We start from the raw sequence: 20,975 nt of genomic DNA, 5'->3' as shown, positions 1-20,975 counted from the left end.
AATAGGTTGTACCGGCGAGCGGAGGCAGGCGATCGAGAGCCGGATCTGCGAGCGGTCGCCGAGGCCCACAGTCGCGTTGAGTCGAGGCGGCCGTTGCTACTCCGCCTCTCCCGTGCCGCCGCCGTCGCGACGAACCGGCCGCCGTCGTTCCGGCCGATCGCCAGCCACTCGCTCGAGTTCGTCGGGGACGGTCTCGACGCTCGTCTCGAGGGTCCGCGTCGCCGCGAACGCGGCTCGCTTCTCGGCGGTTCGGTGCTCGATCGCGCGCGGTCCGACGGCGAGTTCGAACTGCGTAATATCGTCGTCCCCACTCGAGCCGCCGATGACCGTCACGGGACCGATCTCTCGCGTGTTCCTAACGTGGGTGCCGCCGCAGGCCGAAACGTCCCACGGATCGCCGCCGGTACCGACCGTAAAGCCGCCGCGCAACTTGCTCGAGCCGTTGGCGTTCCCGTTCTCGTCTTTCCCGCCGATCGTCACGAGTCGGACTCGGCCCTTCTGGACCGCATCGTCTGCGACCCCCTCGTCGACCGTGACGTCCTCGCGCTCGCGGGCCTCCGCGATCGGCACGTCGTCCCACGAGACCGATCGCGACTCCCAAACGGTCCGGTTGACCAGTCGATCGAGTTCGAGCAGCGTCTCGTCGTCGACCGTCGAACTCGTCTCGAGGTCGAGTCGGACCGTCTCTCGGTCTTCATCGATCTCGAAGCCGGCGTACGACGCGTCCTCGAGCACCCGTCGCGCCGCCCCGTAGAGGACGTGCCCGGCCGTGTGGGCGCGCATACAGTACATGCGGAACGACCAGTCGATCGAACAGAGGACGCTTCGGCCGGTCCGAAACGAAGGTTCGGCGGCGAGTTCGTGGACCTGCTCCCCGTCGACCAGTCGGACGTCGACGACTTCGACGTCCCCGATCGTCCCGCGATCGGCCGGCTGGCCGCCGCTCGCCCCGTAGAAGTGGCTGCGCTCGAGCCAGACCCTGTGGCCGTCGATCGCCGTCACTTCGGTCTCGAACCGCGTGGCGTACGGCTCCGCCGCTGCCCGTTGCCCACTCATCAGTGGCACTGGGTCGGCCGGTACCAAAAGTCTGCTCGCCGAACGGCCGGTACGCCTATGTATGCGGCTCGAGCGTCGCGGTTCGGTGTCTGCTCGAAACTCGAGGCGCCTTCTCGCCGCTACTCTGACAGCGTCACGTCGAGTCGATCTTCCAGCGCCGAAATGAGGCCGCCGCCGATGCCAGCCTGGGTGGCTCGGCCCTGTTCGACGGCCAGCAAGTCTCGTTCCGGCACGCCGAGCTCCTCAGCGAGTTCCTCGCGCTGGAGGCCCGCTTCTTGGCGCGCCTCGACGACCGTCGCACCGTAGTCGGAGACGAGGTACGGCAGCGGATCGTCGTCGTAATTCGTTCCTTCTTTCTCCCAGTGCTCGGAGTCGCCGTCCCAGACCGGGTTCGCCTTCGCAACGTTCTGGGCGGCCTTCTGCTTGCGGGACGGTTCGTCGCTCGTGCCGCCCGAACTCGAGCTGGAGCCCGACCCCGAACCGGACCCGCCGCGTCCCCGTCCGCGGGAGCCGGAATGGGTCTGCGTATCGTCGTGGGGCGCACAGTCCGGACAGACCTCGAGTTCGGCGCCGGCGACCGACGCGAGCCGGAGCGAATCGCTTTCGGCACCGCAGAGTTCGCAGTTCGTCCCACCGCCGCCGGCGGACGAACCGGTCGAGTACTTGGCCATGGTATCCTTTGGCATCTGACGCATTTGAAATCTCCGTTCCACCCGGTGGCGTGTGATATCACCGCAGACGCAGGCACAAAGGAAAGGGCTTTTATAATCACGCTGGATACGATTGAGTGCAGTAAGAAAGACAGAGCGAGCGTGGGTAGCCAAGCCAGGCCAACGGCGCAGCGTTGAGGGCGCTGTCCCGTAGGGGTCCGCCGGTTCGAATCCGGTCCCACGCATCGCACGGGTGGACGACGTCCACCAAACGCGAGGCGGTTTCACCGCCGAGCGACACGATGCAGGTGATTTCCCTTCGCGGACATCACCCACGCATAATTCCTTCCGAAAACTACACCCACCAGCGCCGGCTGATCCTGGCGCTGGTCGATTACGCGTCTGCCGTCCGATAGTACTCGGTCAGCAGCGGCAACACCAGCGAGACGACCGACAGCACGAGAATTGCCACCGCGATCGGACTCGTATAGATGATGTCCCAGCTGCCGTTCGAGAGCTCGAGCGATCGCCGGAGGTTCTGCTCGGCGATCGGACCGAGGATCAGCCCGAGCACCATCGGCGCGAGCGGGTAGCCGTCCAGTCGGAGCACGTAGCCGAGCGCGCCGGCCCCGACCATCGCCCAGACGTCGAAGAGGCCGCCGCGGAGGGCGAACGAGCCGACGACACAGAGGACGAAGATCGCGGGCCAGATGTACTTCGCCGGGAAGTTGATCAGCCGAACCCAGACGTGGGCGCCGAGCAGGCCGGCGACGAGGATGACCACGTAGACGACGAAGAACCCGACGAAGATCGAGAAGACCAGCCCGGGCTCGTTGTCGAACAGGCCGGGTCCCGGTCGGATTCCGTGGACCATCAGCGCGCCGATCAGGATCGCCGTCACCGAGTCGCCGGGGATGCCGAGGGTCAGCGTCGGCACGAGCGCCCCTGCCGTGCTGGCGTTGTTCCCCGATTCGGCCGCCGCGACGCCGCGGATGTTCCCGTCGCCGAACTCTGGCGTGGCGTCTTTCACCCACCGCTTGGCCTCGTTGTAGGTGACGAAGGCCGCGATGTCGCCGCCCGCGCCCGGAATCGCGCCGATCAGCGTGCCAGCGACGCTCGAGCCGAGGGTGACGGTGCGGATCGACCGAAGATCGTCGATACTCGGAGCGATGCCGCGGACTTGTTGGGTGGCGTCGACGGCGTCGATCCCCTCGCGGTAGCGGTTGAGGCCCTCCGCGAGGCCGAACAAGCCGATCATCACCGCGATGAACTGGACGCCGGCGGCGAGGACCTCGCTCCCGAAGGTAAACCGGGGGTAGCCCATGTTCGGGTCGAGGCCGACCGTCGCGATCAACATCCCGAGCAGCCCCGAGATCATTCCCTTAGTGATCGAGTCGCCGCTGACGCTGGCGATGATCGTCAGGCCGAAGAAAGCCAGCGCGAAGTACTCCGGCGAGCCGAACGCGAGCGCGACCTCGGCGATCTGCGGCGCGAGGACGGTGATGAGCACCACGCTCGTCGCGCCTCCGACGAACGACGCGACGGTCGCGATGCCGATCGCGTTGCCGGCCTTCCCCCGCTTCGCGAGCGGAAAGCCGTCGAAGATCGTCGCCGCGGCGCTTGGTGTCCCCGGTGTCCGGATCAAAATGGCCGGGATCGAGCCGGCGTACAGCGCCCCGCCGTAGATCCCCAACAGGAGCATCATCCCTTCCGTCGGGCTCATACCGAATGTGAAGGAGACGAGCACCGCGACGGTCATCGTCGCGGTCATCCCCGGAATCGAGCCCATGACGATCCCGATGCAGACGCCGATCACGATCAGCGCGAACGCGAACGGCTGGAAGACCAGCGCGACCCCCTCGAGAAGGTGCTCGAGCATTCAGTGCAACACCCCCAAGGAGGGCGCCCACACGACGCTCGGCAGGTATCGCGCGACCGGAATCAGCGGACTCTCCGGCAGCGGAACCCGCAGGAAGACGACGAACACATAGTACAGCAGCACGGTCAGTCCGACGGCGACGGCCGCGAGTCGCAGCGGCGAGCGGACGCCGGAGTACCACATGCTGACGGCGAGAAAGCCGACCGTCGTGAGCACGAACCCGAACCACGGCAGCAGGAGGACGTAGCAGACGACGAGCAGGAACGCGCCGACGACGCGTTTCGCGGCCGCGGGATCGATCTCGTGGGACCGAACGCCGTCCCGTTTGAGGCTCCAGCCCAGCTGGAGGAGCGCGAAGCCCGCGAGTAACGCGGCGAGCACGCGCGGGTAGTACGCCGGTCCCGTTTCGCCGATCCCCTGCGGAAAGTCCGCCGTAACGACGAAGATACCGGCGGCCAGGGCTAGGAACAGTCCCGAACCGATCTTATCAGTGTGTCTGAGATCAACCATAGGGTCTTTTGATCGCTCTCGGTTCGGGTCCCGACCGGAGCGGCCGGGACCCGCCGCCGCTCACTCGTTGAGGTTGAGATCGTCGATCAGTTCGCCGAACCGCTCGTACTCCTCGGCCATGAACTGGCCAAACTCCTCGGTGTTGCGGTTCACCATGCCGAACCCGTTCTCGTCCATAAACTCCTCGAACTCGTCGGATTCGTAGACGTTCTGGAACGCCTCCTCGAGTTCCGCCTGCGCGCCCTCGTCGAGGCCGCTCGGGCCGCCGATCCCGCGCCAGGCGCCGGTCGTGACGTCGTACCCTTCCTCCTGCAGCGTGGGGACGTCCTCGAACAGCGGGTGGCGCTCCTCGCCGAAGAACGCGAGCATCTCGAGCGGGCCGTCCTGGACTTGCGGCGCGACCTCCGCGGCGCTCGAGGTCGTCGCCTGGACCTCGCCGCTGAGGACCGCCTCGGTCGCGGGAGCCGCGCCGTCGTAGCCGACGTGGTCGACCTCGATTTCCGCCGCGCGTTCGAACTCGGCGCCCGCCAGGTGCCAGATCGCGCCGATCCCCGAGTTCGACACCGTGATCTCGCCGGGGTTGTCTTCGGCGTAGTCGACGAACTCCCCGAGCGTCCCGTATGGGGCGTCCTCGTGGACCGTCAGCGCCGCCGGGTCGAAGTTGTACTGCATCACGGGCGCGACGTCTTCGTGGTTCACGTCGGCGATCCCGAGGTGTTCGATGGTACAGATCTCGACCGTCAGCACGCCCAGCGTGTGGCCGTCGGTGTCGGCGTTCGCGATCGCATTGAAGCCGACGCTGCCGGAGCCGCCGGTCTGGTTCGTCACGTACGCGGAGCTGCCGAGCTCGTCCGCGACCAGATCCGCGAGCATCCGGGCGGTGCGGTCGGTCCCGCCGCCCTCCGCCCACGGACAGATCATCTCGACGTCCTGCGCGGGGAACTCGGACCCTTCGCTCTCGTTCGTGCCGGTTTCGTTAGACCCGTCGCCGCCGTCCGACGTGTCGCCGGCCGTCCCTTCGCCCTCGTCGGGCGTGATCGTGTCGAGGCACCCGGCGAGACCCACCATCGTCGCTGCACCGGCCGCTTTCAGTGCGGTTCGTCGCCCGGACAGACGTTCGTCTGTCATTGTCAGTCTACCAGTTGCTATTAGCCTATTTAATTATTTTTCATACTGAACTAACAAACTGCTTGATACGGGCGCGCTGTCGGAGGGTTAATCGGCGGGATACGTCGCCGGTCGTCCGGTCGCGCCGATCGGGACGCGCTCGAGTCAGTAACGACTTTCCCGCGCCGCTCAAAGGTCGAGGCATGGCGTACGTCCCTCGAGACCACGTTCGAGAACTCACCGCCGTCCTGAGTATCGTCTCGCTCGCGGTGGTGTTCGCGGCGGCAGGTGGCCGAATCCCGCAATCGACGGTGCCGACCGCGCCCGAGTGGGTGCTCGACCTGATTCCGCACGTTAACGTTGTGATCAGCGCGACCGCGATCGGGACGATCACGGTCGGCTGGCGGGCGATCCGCCGCGGCGACGTCGATCGCCACCGAGTCGCGATGCTCGCCTCGTTCGTCCTGTTCGTCGCCTTCCTCGCGTTCTACCTCTACCGACTCGTCGCCACCGGCGGTCCGCAGCCGTTCCCCGGCCCCGACGCGGTGTACCAGTACGTGTACCTGCCGATCCTCGCGATCCACATCCTGCTCGCGATCGTCTGCGTGCCGCTGGTGTACTACGCGCTCCTGCTCGCCGGCGCCTACCGGATCGACGAGTTGCCACGCACCAGCCACGCCCGGTTCGGTCGACTCGCCGCGAGCCTGTGGCTCGTCTCCTTCTCGCTCGGAATCGTCGTCTACGCGCTGTTGCACGTCGTTTACTGAGCCGTCGACGGGTCCGCCGGGCCGCTCGGTAATCGATTCGGCGTCGGTCCTCTCACAAATCACGATCGGTCGACCGGCTACGCGGCGGGAAAACGGATCGAACGGGTCGAGCGGATGACCCGTTACCGAGCGATCGGGCGGTTACGTCACCAGATTCTGGAAGAAGTCGCTGAACGCGATCAGAAACAGCGCCGCGACGACGATGAGGATAAGGAACGCAAAGAAGATGATCGCCGCTTGGCGCCCGGTGAGCGATTCCCCCTCGAGGAATTCGTCGACTTCCATAGCGGGTATTCGCGCGCTCCAGTTTTAAATATACGCGTGGTTTTGGACGGGCAGTTGCGCCGCGCGCGTCGAACGCGCGACGATCGGCGAAGGAAATCGAGAATCGAACGCAAAAGTGCGGTCAGTCGTCGGCGTGGATCGGCTCGCCGCCGACGTCGGGCCGGCTCACGTCGCGGTCGGTTTCCTCGCCCTCGATGTCGTAGGGGTATTCGCCGGTCACGCAGCCCAGACAGAGGTCGATGCGCTCCTTGCCGAGGACATCCGCGACGGCGTCCGTCGAGAGGTAGGCGAGGCTGTCGGCGCTGATGGCCTCGCGGATCTCCGCGGTGGACTTGTCCGAAGCGATCAGTTCTTCGCGGGTGGCCATGTCGATCCCCATGTAGCAGGGGGCGACGATCGCCGGCGCACCGATTCGGACGTGGACTTCCTCGGCGCCGCAGTCCTTGAGCAACTGGACGAGTTGCGTCGAGGTCGTCCCGCGGACGATCGAGTCGTCGATGACGGTGACGGTCTTGCCCTCGATGGTGGACTTGATCGGGTTGAGCTTCAGCCGCACCGCGCGCTCGCGTTCGTCCTGGGTCGGCATGATGAACGTGCGACCGACGTAGCGGTTCTTCATCAGCCCCTCGGCGAACTCGACGCCGTCGTCGTCCGCGTCGCGGGGCTCGCCGTCGGCGGTCGTCTCGCTCGCGGCATCGGCGTAGCCGGAGGCGAACGCGCGCCCGGAGTCCGGAACGGGCATCACGACGTCGGTCTCGACGCCGCTTTCCTCCCAGAGCTTGCGGCCCAGGTTCCGCCGTGCCTCGTAGACGAGGGTCTCGTCGATGACGCTGTCCGGTCGCGCGAAGTAGACGTGTTCGAAGAAGCAGTGAGCCGTGTGTTCGTTGTCGACGAGCTGGTAGGAGTCGAACCCCTGCCCGTCCTCCTGCAGGACGATCAGTTCGCCCGGCTTGACGTCGCGGACGAGTTCCCCGTCTAACGTGTCGATCGCCGCCGATTCCGACGCGAGAATGTAACCGTCCTCGAGTTTGCCGATACAGAGCGGGCGGTTCCCCTGCGGGTCGCGGACGCCGAGGATGGTGTCGTCGTGGCTGATCGTCAACGAGTAGGAGCCGTGGATCCGGCCCATCGTACGCTTGACCGCGCGCACGAGGTCCTCCTCGAGCAGGTTGCGCGCGAGGTCGTGGGCGATGACCTCGGTGTCGCCGTCGCTGGTGAAGGCGTGGCCGGCGGCGGCCAGTTCCTCGCGGATCTCGTCGGCGTTGACGAGGTTGCCGTTGTGGCTCAGGCCGAGCGAGCCGCTCTTGAAGGAGACGGAAAACGGCTGGGCGCACGAGGAGTCGACGGAGCCGGCGGTCGGATACCGGACGTGGCCGATCCCCGCTGCGCCGTTGAGCGCGTCGAGGTCGTCCTCGCCGAACGCGTCCCCGACCAGCCCCATTTCGACGTGGCTGTGCTGCTGGAAGCCGTCGTGGGTGACGATCCCTGCGGACTCCTGGCCGCGGTGCTGGAGTGCGTAGAGCGCGTAGTACAACGGTCGTGCCGCGTTCCGACCGTTCAGTGAGACGCCGACGACGCCGCACTTCTCGGTCATTCCTGTTCGCCGGGGAGTCTCGCCCCGCCCATCAGTCATGGGAGTCAGTAGGGCGCTCTGACGATAAAAATCCCCGTGTTTGTGCTTTTTCGGCCGCCACCAGAACAGAATGGTATTCACGTTCGTGTATAAATACGCCAACGCCGCGCTGGCGGCGGTTCATCCCGGCAACGCCGCCGGACGCCTCCGGAACGGACCCGGTCCCTTCGAGTTCGAATCCCGACTCCTCGAGACCAGTCACTCGATCAGAGGTTCCGGAACCGCGACACCTTTATCGGCGGATTGACGAGTGGACAGCAGTGAACCGCAGGAAAGCGCTCGAGACGCTTCGGTCACCAATCGTCGCCTTCGGCCTCGCGGCCATCGTCGCCGCTGCGACGTCGCTGTCGGTGCCGTCGGGGATGGGGACGATGCTCTCGATCACGCTCTTCTGTATCGTCCTCTGGGTGCTGACGCCGGTGCCGCCGTCGTACACGGGCCTGATCGGACTCGGGCTGATCGCGGTCGCTTTTTCGACGGACCTGGCGCTCGTCGGCTTCCAGAAGCCCGCGACCTGGCTCATCGGATTCGGCCTTCTGATGGGCGAAGCGACGCGCCAGAGCGGGCTGGCGAACGCGGTCGGACGGACGATTGCGACAGAGAGTATCGGCGATTCGAGCGATGCGGACACCCGTCGCACGTATCGACGACTGCTGTTCGTGCTGGCGCTCGGCGGCCACGCGCTGGCGTTCCTCGTTCCGTCGGCGCTCGTTCGGATCCTCGCGCTGGCGCCGATCCTCCGGGAACTCGGCTCGTGGTTCGACTCGCGGGAGGCGCGGGTCGGGCTCTACCTCGGGCCGTTGTTCGGGACGTTCTACGGCTCGTCCGGGATTTTGACCGCTGACCTCCCGAACATCATCATTTCGGGCTTTGCGGAGTCGATCGGCGGCCACACCATCTCGTGGTCCGAGTGGTGGCTCCACATGTACCCGGTCATGGGGCTCGTCCGCGTGTTGCTGGTCGTCGGCATCGTTTACCTGCTCTTTCGACCGCCGGCCGATTCGGCGTTCGACGTCCCCGGCGCAGACGCGGCGACCGACGAGACCGCCGCAACCGACGGCGACGGTGCCGGCGCAAGAACCGGTACCGAATTCGGCGCCGCGGAGCGGCGGATGCTCGCCTTCCTCCTCGTCGGCACGGCGATCTGGGCGACCGACTTCGTCCACGGGTTCCACCCCGTGATCGGCGCCGTCGCCGTCGTCGTCCTCGCTTTTCTCCCCGAGATCGGCGTCGCCGACTTCGACACGGCCGGCGGCGAGGTCGACTTCTCGATCCTCTTTTTCATCGCCGCGGTGTTCGCGATCGGCGACGGGCTGACCGAGACCGGCTTTACCGACACCGCGGCGACGCACCTGCTCGAGTTCGTTCCGACGGGCGCGCCGCTCGCGGTGATCCTCGCGTCGGTCTTCCTGATCACCTTCGGGCTCACGTTCCTGATGGAAGGCGTGGCCGTCGCGAGCGTACTGACGCCGGTCCTGATTCCCTACATCGAGGGCGCGGGGCTGCCGTTTACGCCCGTGTTGCTCGCGGAGACGATGGCGCTGAGTTCGTACTTCTTTCCCTACCAGTCGGCGGTTCTCATCGTCATCCTGACCGAGGGCGACATCGGGACGCGGGAGCTGATCGTCGCGACGGTCGCGTGTTCGCTCGCGACGATCGTCCTGCTGCTGCCGATCCAGTTCGGGCTGTTCAGCGCCTTCTACTGAACCGCCCTGCGGTCGCCGACCGCCACCCGGACGGTACCGCAGAGGCGCAGTGTTGAAGACGATTGCCCCGAGTGCAGAACGTAACATATGCGACTCGAGGAGTACTGGGGTGTCGGCCCGAAGACGCGGGAGACGCTGGTCGAGGAGTTAGGCCGGGAGCGGGCGATCCAGGCCATCGAAAACGGGGACGTCCGGGCGCTCGCGGACGCCGGGCTTGCGCGCGGCCGGGCGACCCGCATCCTGCGCCGCGCGACGGGCGGCGACGGGATCGACGTGCTGGCGACGAGCGATGCCCGATCCGTCTACAAGGACCTGCTCGATCTGGCCTCGGACCACGCGGTCACCCGGCGCGCGGCCGACCGCATCCGGGTGCTGACGCCGCTGACGAGCCGCGACGCGATGGAAGCCCGCCTCGACGACGTCCTCGCGGCGCGGGACGCCTGGGCCGCCCTCGAGCAGTCGGATCGCGACACCGTTCTCGCGGCCTACGAGCGCTACGACGAGCGCGACGGCAGCGAGCGGGCGGCCGTCGAAGCCGCGCTCGCGCTGCTCGAGGCGGGCGTCGACGCCGGCCCGTTCGGTTCGATCGCCGACCTCGAGCGCGAGACGCTCGAGGAAGCCGCCGAGGCGCTCGCGGCGCTGGACGGTGGCCGCGTCACCGAGGGCGCCGACGAGGAACTCGACCGCCTGCGGGACGCGCTCGGTGCCGTCGAGGACATGGACGCCAACGCGCTCGACCTGATCGAGGACCTGCGGTCGGACGGCGTCCGCGACGTCGACCAGTTCCGCGAGGCCTTCGAGGACCACCTCCTCTCGGAGACGGACGTGACGATCGACCAGGTTCGCGACGCGATGCCGACCGACGCGGCGGACGCGACCGACTTCGTCGGCGGCACGCTGCGGACGCTGCGGAGCGACCTCACCGCGGCGATCGACGAGCGCGAGGAAACCGTCGCCAGCGAGTACCGGGAAATCCTCGAGGACGCCGGCGAGGCAGTCGACCAGGCCGTCGAGGCGGTCGACGACATCGCCCTGCACCTCTCGCTGGCGCGGTTCGCGCTCGAGTACGACTGTACGCGACCCGAGTTCCGCGACGGTGACCAGGGCGCCGTCTCCGTCGTCAACGCCCGAAATCTGACGCTCGCGGCGACCGACGAGGAGTCCGTCCAGCCCGTGACCTACGCGCTTGGCGAGCACGACCTCGAGGGCGCCGCTGCGGAAGCGGCCGTCGACGCCCTCCCCGACGACGAGCGCGTCGCCGTCCTCACCGGCGCGAACAGCGGGGGTAAAACGACCCTGCTCGAGACGCTGTGTCACGTCGTCCTGCTTGCCATGATGGGGCTGCCCGTCCCCGCCGACCGGGCCGAGGTGACGCCGGTCGACTCGCTGGTCTTCCACCGCCGCCACGCCAGCTTCAACGCCGGCGTCCTCGAGTCGACGCTGCGATCGATCGTGCCGCCGCTGTCCTCGGGCGGCCGAACGCTGATGCTGGTCGACGAGTTCGAGGCGATCACCGAACCCGGCAGCGCGGCCGACCTGCTGCACGGACTCGTCACGCTGACCGTCGACCGCGACGCGCTGGGCGTGTTCGTCACCCACCTGGCGGACGACTTAGAGCCGCTGCCGCCAGAGGCCCGCGTCGACGGCATCTTCGCGGAGGGGTTGAACCCGGACCTCGAACTCCTCGTGGACTACCAGCCTCGCTTCGACACGGTGGGCCGATCGACGCCGGAGTTCATCGTCTCGCGGCTCGTCGCGAACGCCGACGACCGCAGCGAGCGGGCCGGCTTCGAGACGCTGGGCGAGGCGGTCGGCAACGACGTCGTTCAGCGGACGCTCGCGGACGCCCGCTGGAACGAGGGGACGACCGACTGACGGTCGGCAGCGGGTTCGATCAGGGGTGGCCGACTCCGTCGCTGCCGTCTCGATCTCGGTCCTCCTCGAGCCACCGGTCCCGCCGGGGTTCGTATCCGTCCTCGTCGTCGATCTCAGCGCCGTACGTGTAGATCGTGCCGTCTTCGTCCTCACAGACCCGCGCCTCGAGATACGCCTGTGCCGCGCGCCGCGAGAGCGCGCCCATCTCGATGATGTCGCCGAGCGCAGTCTTCGTCGCGCGAAACCACGTTCTGACCGCCCGATCGTCGGCGGGATCGACGGCGACGATCGCGCCGCGGCCGCCGTCGCGGCCGTCGCCCCACTCGAGCCAGCAGACCCGATACGCGTCGACCAAGTACTCGTCGTCGGGCGCGACGAGGAACAGCGCCTCGTGGACGCACGGATCGAGGTGGTCGGTCAGGATCCGCTCGAGAGCGACCGAATCGGCGAGCAGCGCGGACTCGACCGCGCCCTCGGCCAGCGGTGTCGCGGCGGTAATCCCGCGGGCGAGCGAGAGATCCTCGCCACCCCAGTGACTGTATCGCAGGTCGTAGAGCCGGTCGGGTCGCCGGTACGCGACGAGCGCTCTATGTCCCATCGCGTCCCTCGTCGGTTCGGTCGAACTGCGGCGGTCGCGGCCCGGTACGACGGCGATGGCGTCTCGAGCGATCGGGAGGGGGAGTGGAACGCATCGTCCGCCGGTTCTGGCTGCCCGCCGGTATTTGAAGGCGCGGACGACGGACGTCAGACGTTCGGCGAGTCGGTGCCCGACGGTAACCACCCGGGGTCGGGCACAACGCCAAAATCCCCGCAGCACCTAGGGTCTCTCGAAACCGAATGGGAACGAACACGGAGTACGACGCGGTAATCTTCGACAACGACGGCGTACTGACGACCCCCACCGATTACGACGTGCTCGTCGACGCGACGTACAACGCGTTCGCGTCGGTCGGCGCCGCCGAACCGACCCGCGACCACGTCGAGACGCTGCTCGGTCCCGACGTCGAGTCGCTCCGGCGGGTCGCCGACGACCACGGCGTCGACCCCGCGGACCTCTGGGCCGCTCGCGAGCGCGCGGCTATCGAGGCGCAACTCGAGGAAATCCGCGCTGGCCGCAAGCGCCTCTACGACGACGTCTCGGTCCTCGACCGCCTCGAGAAACCGAGCGCGATCGTCAGCAACAACCAGCACGAGACGATCGAGAACATCCTCGAGTACCTCGACATCGGCGGATTCGACGTCTGCTACGGCCGCGAGCCGTCGATCGAAGGAATCCAGCGAAAGAAGCCGAACACCTACTACCTCGAGTCGGCGATCGACGATCTCGGTGTCGCGAACCCGCTCTACGTCGGGGATAGTCGCGTCGACGTGACCGCGGCCGTTGAGGCCGGCATCGATTCGGCGTTCGTCCGCCGGGACCACCGCGAGGGGTACGACCTGCCGACCGAGCCGGATTACGAGATCGACTCGCTCGCGGCGCTCGAGGACCTCGTGTAGGCGACGGTGTGTCGGCTTCGCGGATCGTGACTCTCAGACCGTCAGTGCGGTGTCGTTTTCGGCGTCGACCCGGCGCTCCGCCCGTTCTTTGACCGCGTCGTTCATCGCTTCGAAGCCGCGCTCGAGGCGCTCGCGGTCGAACAGCAGCGGGACGAGCGCGCCGCGGAACGTCTCCCGCTGGAGGAGTCGGGTCCGACTCCCGCCGTCGATCGGGTCGAGATGGAACTCGTGGTAGCCGTCGAACGCGAACGGGACGGCTAACCGGCCGACCCAGCCGAGTCGGCGGTTCTCCTCGGCGACGATCACTTCCGGCGTGAACGTCATCCCGCGCGAGTCCGGCGGTTCGATCCGGACCCGCAGGCGCTGGCCCTCGATGGGCAGTCCCTCGATCGAGCGGACGAACGGGTTCCACTCCGGATAGCTGTCGAACTCGAGGAGGACATCCCAGACGACCGGCGGCGGCGCGTCGATCTCCGCGAAGGTCTCGATCACTTCCATGGCACCGTTTAGCATTCGGAGTGGCATGCTCCTATCGGTGGCAGGCGCCGGGACCGAGGGACGGACGTTGCGGACGCAGCGCTCCATTCGACGGCAGTGACGTGGGTACGGCGGTCATCCCCGACGGATTCGTTCAGTGAGTTTATTAAAACCCAATGAAAATAACGGCGTGATGCGCACCCCGGATCGCCTCGAGCACGCGTCGGGACTCCGGGGATTCGCCCCGACCGCGCTCGCGAACCTGCTGCCGCTCGTCGGCGTCCTGCAGTTGGGCTGGGATCCGGCGACGCTCGTCGTGATCTACGCGCTGGAGTTGCTGTGCTCGTTCCTGTTCGCGGGCGCGAAGGCGCTGTTCGCGCAGCGGCCGCCCCGGACCGATCGCGACGAGGGGACCATCAGCGTCTCGAGCGAGTTGACCGAAAAGCGCGGCAGCGTCAAACTGGTACCCTGGCTGCCGCCGATCTATCCGCGAAATCTACCGTTCGCGACGGCGGTCGTCGTCCCCGCCGTGTGTTTCGTGATCATGGTCGGGATCGTTTTCTTCAACGCGTTCGGCATTTCCGCGGCGATCGTCGGTCCGGAAGTAGCGGCGAGCGTTGCGACGCTCGTCGTCGGTCAGACCCTCGAGATTCGCCGCGACTACCGCCGGGGAAGCTACGAGACGGCGTCGCCGTACGCGGTCGTCGAGACGCCGGCTCGGCAGGCGTCTTTCGTGGCGTTCGTGCTGTTCCTGACGCCGTGGATCGGCGCCGCCGGCGCGGACGGCGCGCTCGCTATCGTCGTTCTCCTCAAACTGCTCGTCGAGTGGTCGGCCCACCGCGTGACGACGGGCGACGGCGAACGGTTCACCGACTGGCTCGCCGGGCCGGAGTCGGCGGGCGAGCCCCGCGAGCCGGTGCGCGTTCCCGACGGCGACCCGGACGTTCGCATCCCGACCGACGAGCGTGCGGTGCTGTACACCGGCGTACTCGACGTGCTCGGGACGCGTGCGCCGTTCCTCGCGATGCCGTTTATCGTCGCCTGGCTCCTCTCGCTGTCCGCCCTCCCGGACGCTGTGTCCCCCGCGATCGCGCTCGGGATCGGCCTCCTCAGTATCGCCCTGTTCGTCGGCTACCTCGCGGCTGAGGTGCTGACGTTCTCCCTCAGGTACGCGGCGCTCGAGTACCGGCGGTACGGCGATCGGCTCGTGGCGTACGACACGCTCGTCGACGAACCGCAGTGGGCGACGTCCCTCGACGTGCTGCGGGACGTGGAAGTCGTCCCCGACCGTCTCCCGGACCGCCTGTTCGGGACGCGAACGATCGCCGTCACCGCAGGCTGGGGCGACGACGAGCGGCGGCGACTGCTGGGCCCCGTCCGCGACGGCGACGCGCTCGTCGAGGCGCTCGAGTTACCGGTGCAGTCGACGGAATTGGAACCGCTCGACCGACTCCCGGCTGCGATCGTGGTCGGCTGTCTAGTCGGCGTCGTCGTCGCCGTCGGCGCGCTCGCGATCGGGCCGTGGCTCTCGCCGGGGGAGCTGCTGTTGGCTGCACTCGTGTACGGAATGTTCGGAATCCCGTTCGCGGCGCTCGCGTTGCGGTCGATCTGGGTCCGGGCCTACCCCGACCGACGGGATCGAGACTAACGATCAGCGCTCGGCGACGGCGACGGCGACGCCGACGCCGACGCCGACGCTGCTCGCTCGAGATCGGAAGTACCCGGAAACGCGGCCGACTGCAGCATCGATCGCGAGAAACCGTTGTTCCTAACGGCTCGAAGCGCCTAGCGCCGTCCGACCATGCCGACGGTGCTGGTTCGCGGTCTCGCGGATGAGGGACCCGGCGACGTCGTCGGGGCGTTCGCCGGCGAAGCGGACGTCGACCCCGATCGAATCGGGGACATCGACATCGACGACGAGGAAGCGCTGGTCGACCTCGAGCTCGAGAACGACGAACTCGAGGCGTTCGTCGAGACCATGGACGGCAACCGCGTCGGCCGCTCGGAGGTGTCGGTGACGCCGCTGGACGAGGAGACGCGGGCAGTGCGGGACTACGTCGACGAGCAGTCGCGACTCGTCGACCTCGAGCGCGAGGCCGAGATGGAGCGCCACGAGCGCGAAATCCGACAGCTGTCGGGCCGCGAGCGCGAGTCGAAGGGGCGAGCGCTGCTCGAGATGCGGGGTCGCGACGAGGGAGAGGGGCTCTCCGGATATCTGGTCAAGTTCACGAAGCGGTACGGCGACGCCCTGCCCGACACCGAGATTTCCGTCGGCGACCTCGTGATGATCTCGAAGCGGGATCCGCTGCGGGACGATAACCCGAACGGGACGGTCACACGGGTGACCAACCACTCCGTGACCGTCTCCTTCGAGTCCAACCCGCCGGGCTGGCTGTTCGACGACGGCATCCGACTCGACCTCTACGTCAACGACGTCACCTACCAACGGATGCTCGAGGCCCTCGACTCGTTCCTTGAGGCCGAGTCCGATCTGGAGGGCGACGTCCCCCGCGAGCACCTCCGGGACGTCATCGTGGGTCTCGAGGATCCCGAGTCGGTCGCGTCCGGTCCCGTTCGCGCCGCCGTCGAGGACTGGTACGACGAGGCGCTCAACGAGTCCCAGCGCGAGGCCGTCGAGCGGGCCGTCGCGACGGACGACGTCCACCTGATCCACGGCCCGCCCGGGACGGGGAAGACGACGACCGCGGTCGAGGCGATTCGGCAGGCCGTCGACCGCGGCGACTCGGTGCTCGCGACGGCCGCCTCGAACACCGCGGTCGACAACGTCGTCGAGTTCCTCGCCGACGGCGACCACGAGCCGCTGCGGGTCGGCCACCCCGCCCGCGTGACGCCGACGTTGCGCGAGCACACCCTGGACGCCCGCCTCGAGAACAACGAGACCTACCGGGAGTCGCGCGAAGTCCGCGACGAGGCCTTCGAGCTGCTGGACGAGCAAGACGGCCTCACCGCGCCCTCCGGCCGCTGGCGCCGCGGGCTTTCGGACGAGCGCATCAAGCAACTCGCCGAGGAGGGTCGCGGCTCGAGAGGTATTCCGCCCGAAAAGATCGAAGAAATGGCGGAGTGGCTCGAGCTTCAGGAACGAGCGGACGAACTGTTCGATCGCGCCGAGCGGCTCGAGCAGGAAGCCGTCGCCGAGGAGATCGAGCGCGCGGACGTCGTCTGCACGACGAACTCGACGGCCGGCAGCGACCTGCTGGCCGGTCAGCGCTTCGATACGCTGGTGATCGACGAGGCCACGCAGGCGACCGAACCCTCGTGTCTGATTCCGATCGTAAAGGCCGATCGCGTGATCATGGCGGGCGACCACCGGCAGCTCCCGCCGACGATCCAGAGCCGGGAGGCCGAGCGCGAGGGGTTGGACGAGACGCTGTTCGAGACGCTGGCGGAGCGCTACGGTACGGACGACGACGGTTCGGACGGCGACGCCGACCGTTCGGCGTCGGCACCGACCGACGACCCGATCCGCTCGCTGCTCACGACGCAGTACCGGATGCACGAACGTATCCAAGACTTCTCGAGCGAGCGGTTCTACGACGGCGCGCTCGAGCCCCACGAGTCGGTTCGCGACCACACGCTTGCGGGGCTACTCTCGGATCCCGACGAGACTGCGGCTCGGTACTCGGCGCTCGAGTCCGGCGAGCCGCTCGTCTTCGTCGACACCAGCGATGTCGACGCCCCCGAACGCAGCCGCGAGGGCTCCCCCTCGACGGAGAACCCCTCCGAGGCCGACCTGGTGGCCGAGTACGCCCGTGCGCTGCTCGAGGCGGGCCTCGAAGCCGCCGATCTCGCCGTGATCTCTCCCTACGACGATCAGGTCAAGCGGATCGAAGACGAACTCGAGGGTACCCTCTCCGAGGAGACGGCCGAGGCGCTCGAGGTCGACACCGTCGACGGCTTCCAGGGGCGCGAGAAGGCGGTCGTCCTCGTCTCGCTGGTCCGGAGCAACGACCGCCGCGAGGTCGGCTTCCTCGACGAGCCCCGGCGGTTCAACGTGGCACTAACCCGCGCCCGCCGGAAAGCCGTCGTCGTCGGCGACCGCGACACCGTGACCGCGGCGCCGGTTTTCGACGACTTCCTCGAGTACGCCCGCACTCGCGGCCGAATCGTCGACGCAAGCCGAGAGCGAGAGCAGTAATCGAACTGCGAACCCGATCACGACCCGATCGGTTGCGTCCCACGTTCGTCTTCGAAACGCGGTATTACGACAGCGCTTACGACTGTATCGTGTACCTTTCGCCGTCCCGGCGTGGAGTTTCGCTCGAGCGGCGATCATCGTCGGCCCGTCGATCGTCCGCTTCGCCGGGCGGTCGGAGCGGCGCTCGTGGCGCAGAAACGTATCAGTGTAGCGTAAAATAACTTAACGGAACCGTCCGGGACGCACCAGACAGAATGGCGCAGGCGACCGCATCGAGGCGATCGGAGTACGATCGGCGCGACGAGTCGGCGGCGGGGAAAGGGAAGCGAACGGTTGTCAAGACGGACGCGGAGTCGGGCCTCGAGGTGACTGCCGTCGACTCGATCCGGGCCGTCGATCGCGCCCGGTGGAACGACGTGGTTCGGAGCGCGCGCTGCGGCAGCGTCTTCCACCGTTACGAGTGGCTCGAGGCGATCGAGACCGGGCTCGGCCATCCGGCGAAGCACCTCCTCGTCGAAAAGGATGACAATCTCATCGGGCTGCTTCCGAACGTCGTCGTGGACATCGAGAAGACGCCGTTCCAGCGGCTCTCGTCCGCGTACCCGGGATTCGGCGGCCCGGTCATCACGACCGACATCGCCGAGTCGCTGTCGCTGCTCGCCGACGCCGTTCCCGACCTCTGTACCGGTCGCACGATCGTCCACCAGATCAGGGGCCTCGATACCGACTACCTCCGATACAACAACGCCCTTCGGTCGGAGGGCTATCGCCCGTACCGTCGCGAGTGTCGGTTCGTCCTCGATCTGAGCCGGGGCTACGAGGCGGTCAAAGACGACATGAGCAAGGGTCGGCGCCGGGGCATCCGGAAGGGCCGAGAGACGGATCACGAGATCATCGAGACGGAACTCACGCGAGCCAACATCGAGCGATTCTACCAGTCGTATCGTCGCGTCATGGACCGCGTCGGCGGCGATATCTATCCCTTCTCCTTCTTCGAGGCGCTACGCGGGATGGAATCGCGGGTCCTGTTGCTGACGCTCCGGATCGATGGCGAGTACGCCGGCGGCTGTCTGCAGCTGCTCGACGAGGAGCGGAACGCGGTCCACGGGTTCTTCGCCGCCATTCCGAGGGAGTACTACGACGACCACGCGTCGGAACTGCTGTACGACTCCGTGATCCAGTGGGGGCTCGACCACGGGTACGAGACCTACGATCTCGGCAGCACGAACGCGAGTTTCGAGGACGGCGTCTACCGATTCAAGGAGGGCTTCGGCGGCCAGCCGATTCCGATCCTCGTGTGGGAGCGAGGCTGTAGTCCACTCTGGCCGCTCGTGAGGGCCGGGCGGTCGCTCTACTGGCCGCACCACTTCGACTGACCGTCGACCGAACCCGCCGCCGCGCGAGCGGATCGCCGCGGTCCCCAGACCCTTTAGCGTCGCAGCCGATTTTCGACCCGATGCGAGCCGCAGCCTTCACCGAGTTGATCGGTCCTGACGGCGTGAGCGTGATCGACCGCGACGACCCCGAACCCGGCGCCGGCGATGCCGTCGTCGACGTCGACGCCTGTGCGATCAATCGCCACGACCTCTGGATCCTCGAGGGCGACTCGGCGATGGTCGACACTGGCGATCTCCCCTTCGTCACGGGTCTGGACGTCGCCGGCACCGTTCGCGAGGTGGGCGAGGGCGTCTCGAGCGTCGATCCCGGCGACCGCGTCGTGCTCTGTCCGAACGAAACCTGCGGCGAGTGCCGGTTCTGTCGCGAAGGGCCGGAAAACATGTGCGAGAACTTCTCGCTGTACCACGGCGGGCTCGCGGAGGCCGCCCGGGTCGACGCGGATCGGCTCGTTCCGCTGCCCGACGGAGTAGACGCGACGACCGCCGCGGCGATTCCGACAGCCTACACGACGGCCTTCCACATGCTCCGGCGCGCTGACGTCGGGCCCGGCGACCTCGTCTTCGTCCCCGGGGCGACCGGCGGCGTCGGCGTCGCGACCGTACAACTCGCCGAGATCATCGGCGCGCGGACCGTCGGCACCTCCTCCTCGGACTCGAAACTCGAGCGCGTTCGAGAGTTCGGACTCGATCACGGGATTCAGTCGACCGACGTCGACGAGATCCGCGAGCGGGTCGCCGAGATCGGCGCACCCGATGCCGTAATCAACCACCTCGGCGGCGAATACACCGAACTCGGCCAGCACGCGATGCGACGCGGCGGCACGATGGTCATCTGCGGCCGGACGGCCGGCGGCACCTCGAGCATCGACGTCGCCGACTTCTTCCTCGGCCACAAGCGCGTCGTCGGCTCGACCATGGGGACGCAGGACGATCTGCGGCGACTCGTCGACCTCGTCGCCGACGGGGCGCTCGAGCCCGAAATCGACGAGACGTTCTCGCTGGAAGAGACCGGCGACGCGTTCGCCGCGATGCAGGATCGGGAGAGCGTCGGGAAGCTGATCGTCGAGCCCTAGCGGGTCACTCGAGCCGGACGTTGCTGCGCCTGGAGTCGACCGCCGGAACGCGCCGGGCCGACCTATTTCCGCCCGGTCGGTGTCGAGCGCCTATGACGAACATCGCGATCACCGGCGCATCCGGCAACGTCGGCAGGGAAGCGATCGAGGCCTTCGACGGAACCGACGCCGAGTTGACGCTCTTCTCGCACAGCGAAACCGAGGACCTCGAGACGACGCCGCTCGAGATCGCCGAGTACGAGGAGTTCGTCGACGCCCTCGCCGACCAGGACGTGCTGATCCACCTTGCGGCCAACCCCGATCCGCGAGCCGAGTGGGACGCGGTCCACGATCCGAACGTCGACGGCCTCTACAACGCCTACGAGGCGGCCCTCGAGAACGACCTCGAGCGGGTCGTTTTCGCGAGTTCGAACCACGCGGTTAACATGGGTAACGCCGTCTCGAGCGTCCGTCCGGAGTCGACGATCGGCGAGCCCGCGGTCGTTCGGCCGGACGATGCACCGGATCCGGACACCTACTACGGCGTGACGAAGGTCTTCGGCGAGGCGATGGGCTCCTACTACGCGAAGCGCCACGGGCTGGACGTGGTCAACCTCCGCATCGGCTGGCTGCTCACGCGCGAGGAACTCCGCCAGACGGTCGCCGAACGGGACGCCTCCGGCGAGCGCTACGCCCGCGCGATGTGGCTCAGTCCCGAGGACTGCCGACGGGTGCTCCGGGCGACTGCAACCAGTACGCTGTCGCGGACGCCGCTGACCGCCCACGGCATCTCGAACAACGGGAAGCGCTTCCTCTCGCTCTCGGAAACGATGCTCGAGTTCGGCTATCGGCCGCAGGACGACGCCGAGGCGGTACTGTCGGACGCCGACACCGAACGCGAGGGCCTCGAGACGGGCTGATCGCGCGC

At 67.5% G+C, this 20,975-nt stretch carries 18 protein-coding genes and 1 tRNA gene; 10 read left to right on the top strand and 9 right to left on the bottom strand.

Annotated features, from left to right (window positions below):
• Positions 1 to 96: 96 nt before the first annotated feature.
• Together ATJ93_RS09820 and ATJ93_RS09815 are read right to left on the bottom strand one after the other, a co-directional pair.
• Entirely contained in the window at positions 97 to 1,056 is a 960-nt protein-coding gene (locus ATJ93_RS09820; protein WP_120244473.1) for an alanine--tRNA ligase-related protein, read from the bottom strand.
• A 119-nt stretch (positions 1,057 to 1,175) separates the two neighbouring features.
• Positions 1,176 to 1,751 carry a helix-turn-helix domain-containing protein gene (locus ATJ93_RS09815; protein WP_211334043.1) on the bottom strand — a complete coding sequence of 192 codons (576 nt, stop codon included), beginning with the start codon at positions 1,749 to 1,751 and terminating at the stop codon, positions 1,176 to 1,178.
• A 115-nt stretch (positions 1,752 to 1,866) separates the two neighbouring features.
• On the opposite strand from ATJ93_RS09815, the gene ATJ93_RS09810 reads away from it, so the two are divergent.
• Positions 1,867 to 1,951: transfer RNA gene (locus tag ATJ93_RS09810), tRNA-Leu, on the top strand.
• Positions 1,952 to 2,100: 149 nt separating this feature from the next.
• Here the strand turns inward: ATJ93_RS09810 and ATJ93_RS09805 are convergent.
• Genes ATJ93_RS09805 through ATJ93_RS09795 form a run of 3 tightly spaced genes read right to left on the bottom strand, consistent with a single transcriptional unit; the run spans position 2,101 to position 5,223 of the window.
• Positions 2,101 to 3,585: a tripartite tricarboxylate transporter permease gene (locus ATJ93_RS09805; RefSeq protein ID WP_120244471.1), complete on the bottom strand. Its 1,485-nt coding sequence runs from the start codon at positions 3,583 to 3,585 to the stop codon at positions 2,101 to 2,103.
• Positions 3,586 to 4,095, bottom strand: coding sequence for a tripartite tricarboxylate transporter TctB family protein (locus ATJ93_RS09800; RefSeq protein WP_245977545.1), 510 nt, complete (start codon positions 4,093 to 4,095; stop codon positions 3,586 to 3,588). It lies immediately after the preceding gene.
• Positions 4,096 to 4,155: 60 nt separating this feature from the next.
• Positions 4,156 to 5,223 carry a tripartite tricarboxylate transporter substrate binding protein gene (locus tag ATJ93_RS09795; RefSeq protein WP_211334042.1) on the bottom strand — a complete coding sequence of 356 codons (1,068 nt, stop codon included), beginning with the start codon at positions 5,221 to 5,223 and terminating at the stop codon, positions 4,156 to 4,158.
• 182 nt (positions 5,224 to 5,405) lie between these two features.
• On the opposite strand from ATJ93_RS09795, the gene ATJ93_RS09790 reads away from it, so the two are divergent.
• On the top strand, positions 5,406 to 5,969 hold the full coding sequence (locus tag ATJ93_RS09790; RefSeq protein WP_120244469.1) for a DUF420 domain-containing protein: 564 nt from the start codon (positions 5,406 to 5,408) through the stop codon (positions 5,967 to 5,969).
• Between the two features lie 141 nt (positions 5,970 to 6,110).
• On the opposite strand, the gene ATJ93_RS23635 is transcribed toward ATJ93_RS09790, so the two are convergent.
• Together ATJ93_RS23635 and purF are read right to left on the bottom strand one after the other, a co-directional pair.
• The gene (locus ATJ93_RS23635) at positions 6,111 to 6,254 is read right to left on the bottom strand and encodes a hypothetical protein (protein WP_170155554.1); all 144 of its coding nucleotides are present in this window, start codon (positions 6,252 to 6,254) and stop codon (positions 6,111 to 6,113) included.
• A gap of 121 nt (positions 6,255 to 6,375) precedes the next feature.
• Positions 6,376 to 7,848 carry an amidophosphoribosyltransferase gene (gene purF, locus ATJ93_RS09785; protein WP_120244468.1) on the bottom strand — a complete coding sequence of 491 codons (1,473 nt, stop codon included), beginning with the start codon at positions 7,846 to 7,848 and terminating at the stop codon, positions 6,376 to 6,378.
• Between the two features lie 299 nt (positions 7,849 to 8,147).
• On the opposite strand from purF, the gene ATJ93_RS09780 reads away from it, so the two are divergent.
• Positions 8,148 to 9,593: an SLC13 family permease gene (locus tag ATJ93_RS09780; RefSeq protein WP_120244467.1), complete on the top strand. Its 1,446-nt coding sequence runs from the start codon at positions 8,148 to 8,150 to the stop codon at positions 9,591 to 9,593.
• 87 nt (positions 9,594 to 9,680) lie between these two features.
• Positions 9,681 to 11,468: a MutS-related protein gene (locus tag ATJ93_RS09775; RefSeq protein ID WP_120244466.1), complete on the top strand. Its 1,788-nt coding sequence runs from the start codon at positions 9,681 to 9,683 to the stop codon at positions 11,466 to 11,468.
• 19 nt (positions 11,469 to 11,487) lie between these two features.
• Here ATJ93_RS09775 and ATJ93_RS09770 read toward each other — a convergent pair whose 3' ends face one another.
• Positions 11,488 to 12,066 (bottom strand): DUF6735 family protein, encoded by a 579-nt coding sequence (locus ATJ93_RS09770; protein WP_120245237.1) that lies wholly within the window; start codon positions 12,064 to 12,066, stop codon positions 11,488 to 11,490.
• 239 nt (positions 12,067 to 12,305) lie between these two features.
• On the opposite strand from ATJ93_RS09770, the gene ATJ93_RS09765 reads away from it, so the two are divergent.
• A complete protein-coding gene (locus ATJ93_RS09765; RefSeq protein WP_120244465.1) occupies positions 12,306 to 12,965 on the top strand; it encodes an HAD family hydrolase in 660 nt (219 codons plus the stop codon).
• Between the two features lie 33 nt (positions 12,966 to 12,998).
• Here ATJ93_RS09765 and ATJ93_RS09760 read toward each other — a convergent pair whose 3' ends face one another.
• On the bottom strand, positions 12,999 to 13,463 hold the full coding sequence (locus ATJ93_RS09760) for an SRPBCC domain-containing protein (protein WP_120244464.1): 465 nt from the start codon (positions 13,461 to 13,463) through the stop codon (positions 12,999 to 13,001).
• Between the two features lie 172 nt (positions 13,464 to 13,635).
• On the opposite strand from ATJ93_RS09760, the gene ATJ93_RS09755 reads away from it, so the two are divergent.
• The 5 genes from ATJ93_RS09755 (at position 13,636) to ATJ93_RS09735 (ending at position 20,967) form a co-directional block, all read left to right on the top strand.
• Positions 13,636 to 15,090: a DUF6498-containing protein gene (locus ATJ93_RS09755; RefSeq protein ID WP_120244463.1), complete on the top strand. Its 1,455-nt coding sequence runs from the start codon at positions 13,636 to 13,638 to the stop codon at positions 15,088 to 15,090.
• 153 nt (positions 15,091 to 15,243) lie between these two features.
• Positions 15,244 to 17,598 carry an IGHMBP2 family helicase gene (locus ATJ93_RS09750; protein ID WP_120244462.1) on the top strand — a complete coding sequence of 785 codons (2,355 nt, stop codon included), beginning with the start codon at positions 15,244 to 15,246 and terminating at the stop codon, positions 17,596 to 17,598.
• Positions 17,599 to 17,852: 254 nt separating this feature from the next.
• Entirely contained in the window at positions 17,853 to 18,974 is a 1,122-nt protein-coding gene (locus ATJ93_RS09745; protein WP_120244461.1) for a GNAT family N-acetyltransferase, read from the top strand.
• Between the two features lie 80 nt (positions 18,975 to 19,054).
• On the top strand, positions 19,055 to 20,068 hold the full coding sequence (locus ATJ93_RS09740; protein ID WP_120244460.1) for an alcohol dehydrogenase catalytic domain-containing protein: 1,014 nt from the start codon (positions 19,055 to 19,057) through the stop codon (positions 20,066 to 20,068).
• 92 nt (positions 20,069 to 20,160) lie between these two features.
• Positions 20,161 to 20,967 (top strand): NAD-dependent epimerase/dehydratase family protein, encoded by an 807-nt coding sequence (locus tag ATJ93_RS09735; protein ID WP_120244459.1) that lies wholly within the window; start codon positions 20,161 to 20,163, stop codon positions 20,965 to 20,967.
• Positions 20,968 to 20,975 lie beyond the last annotated feature (8 nt).

The sequence above is a fragment of the Halopiger aswanensis genome (assembly GCF_003610195.1).
Taxonomy (GTDB): Archaea; Halobacteriota; Halobacteria; order Halobacteriales; family Natrialbaceae; genus Halopiger; species Halopiger aswanensis.
The sequence above is the reverse complement of the archived record's forward strand: the minus strand, read 5'-3'. Positions and strand labels throughout refer to the sequence as shown.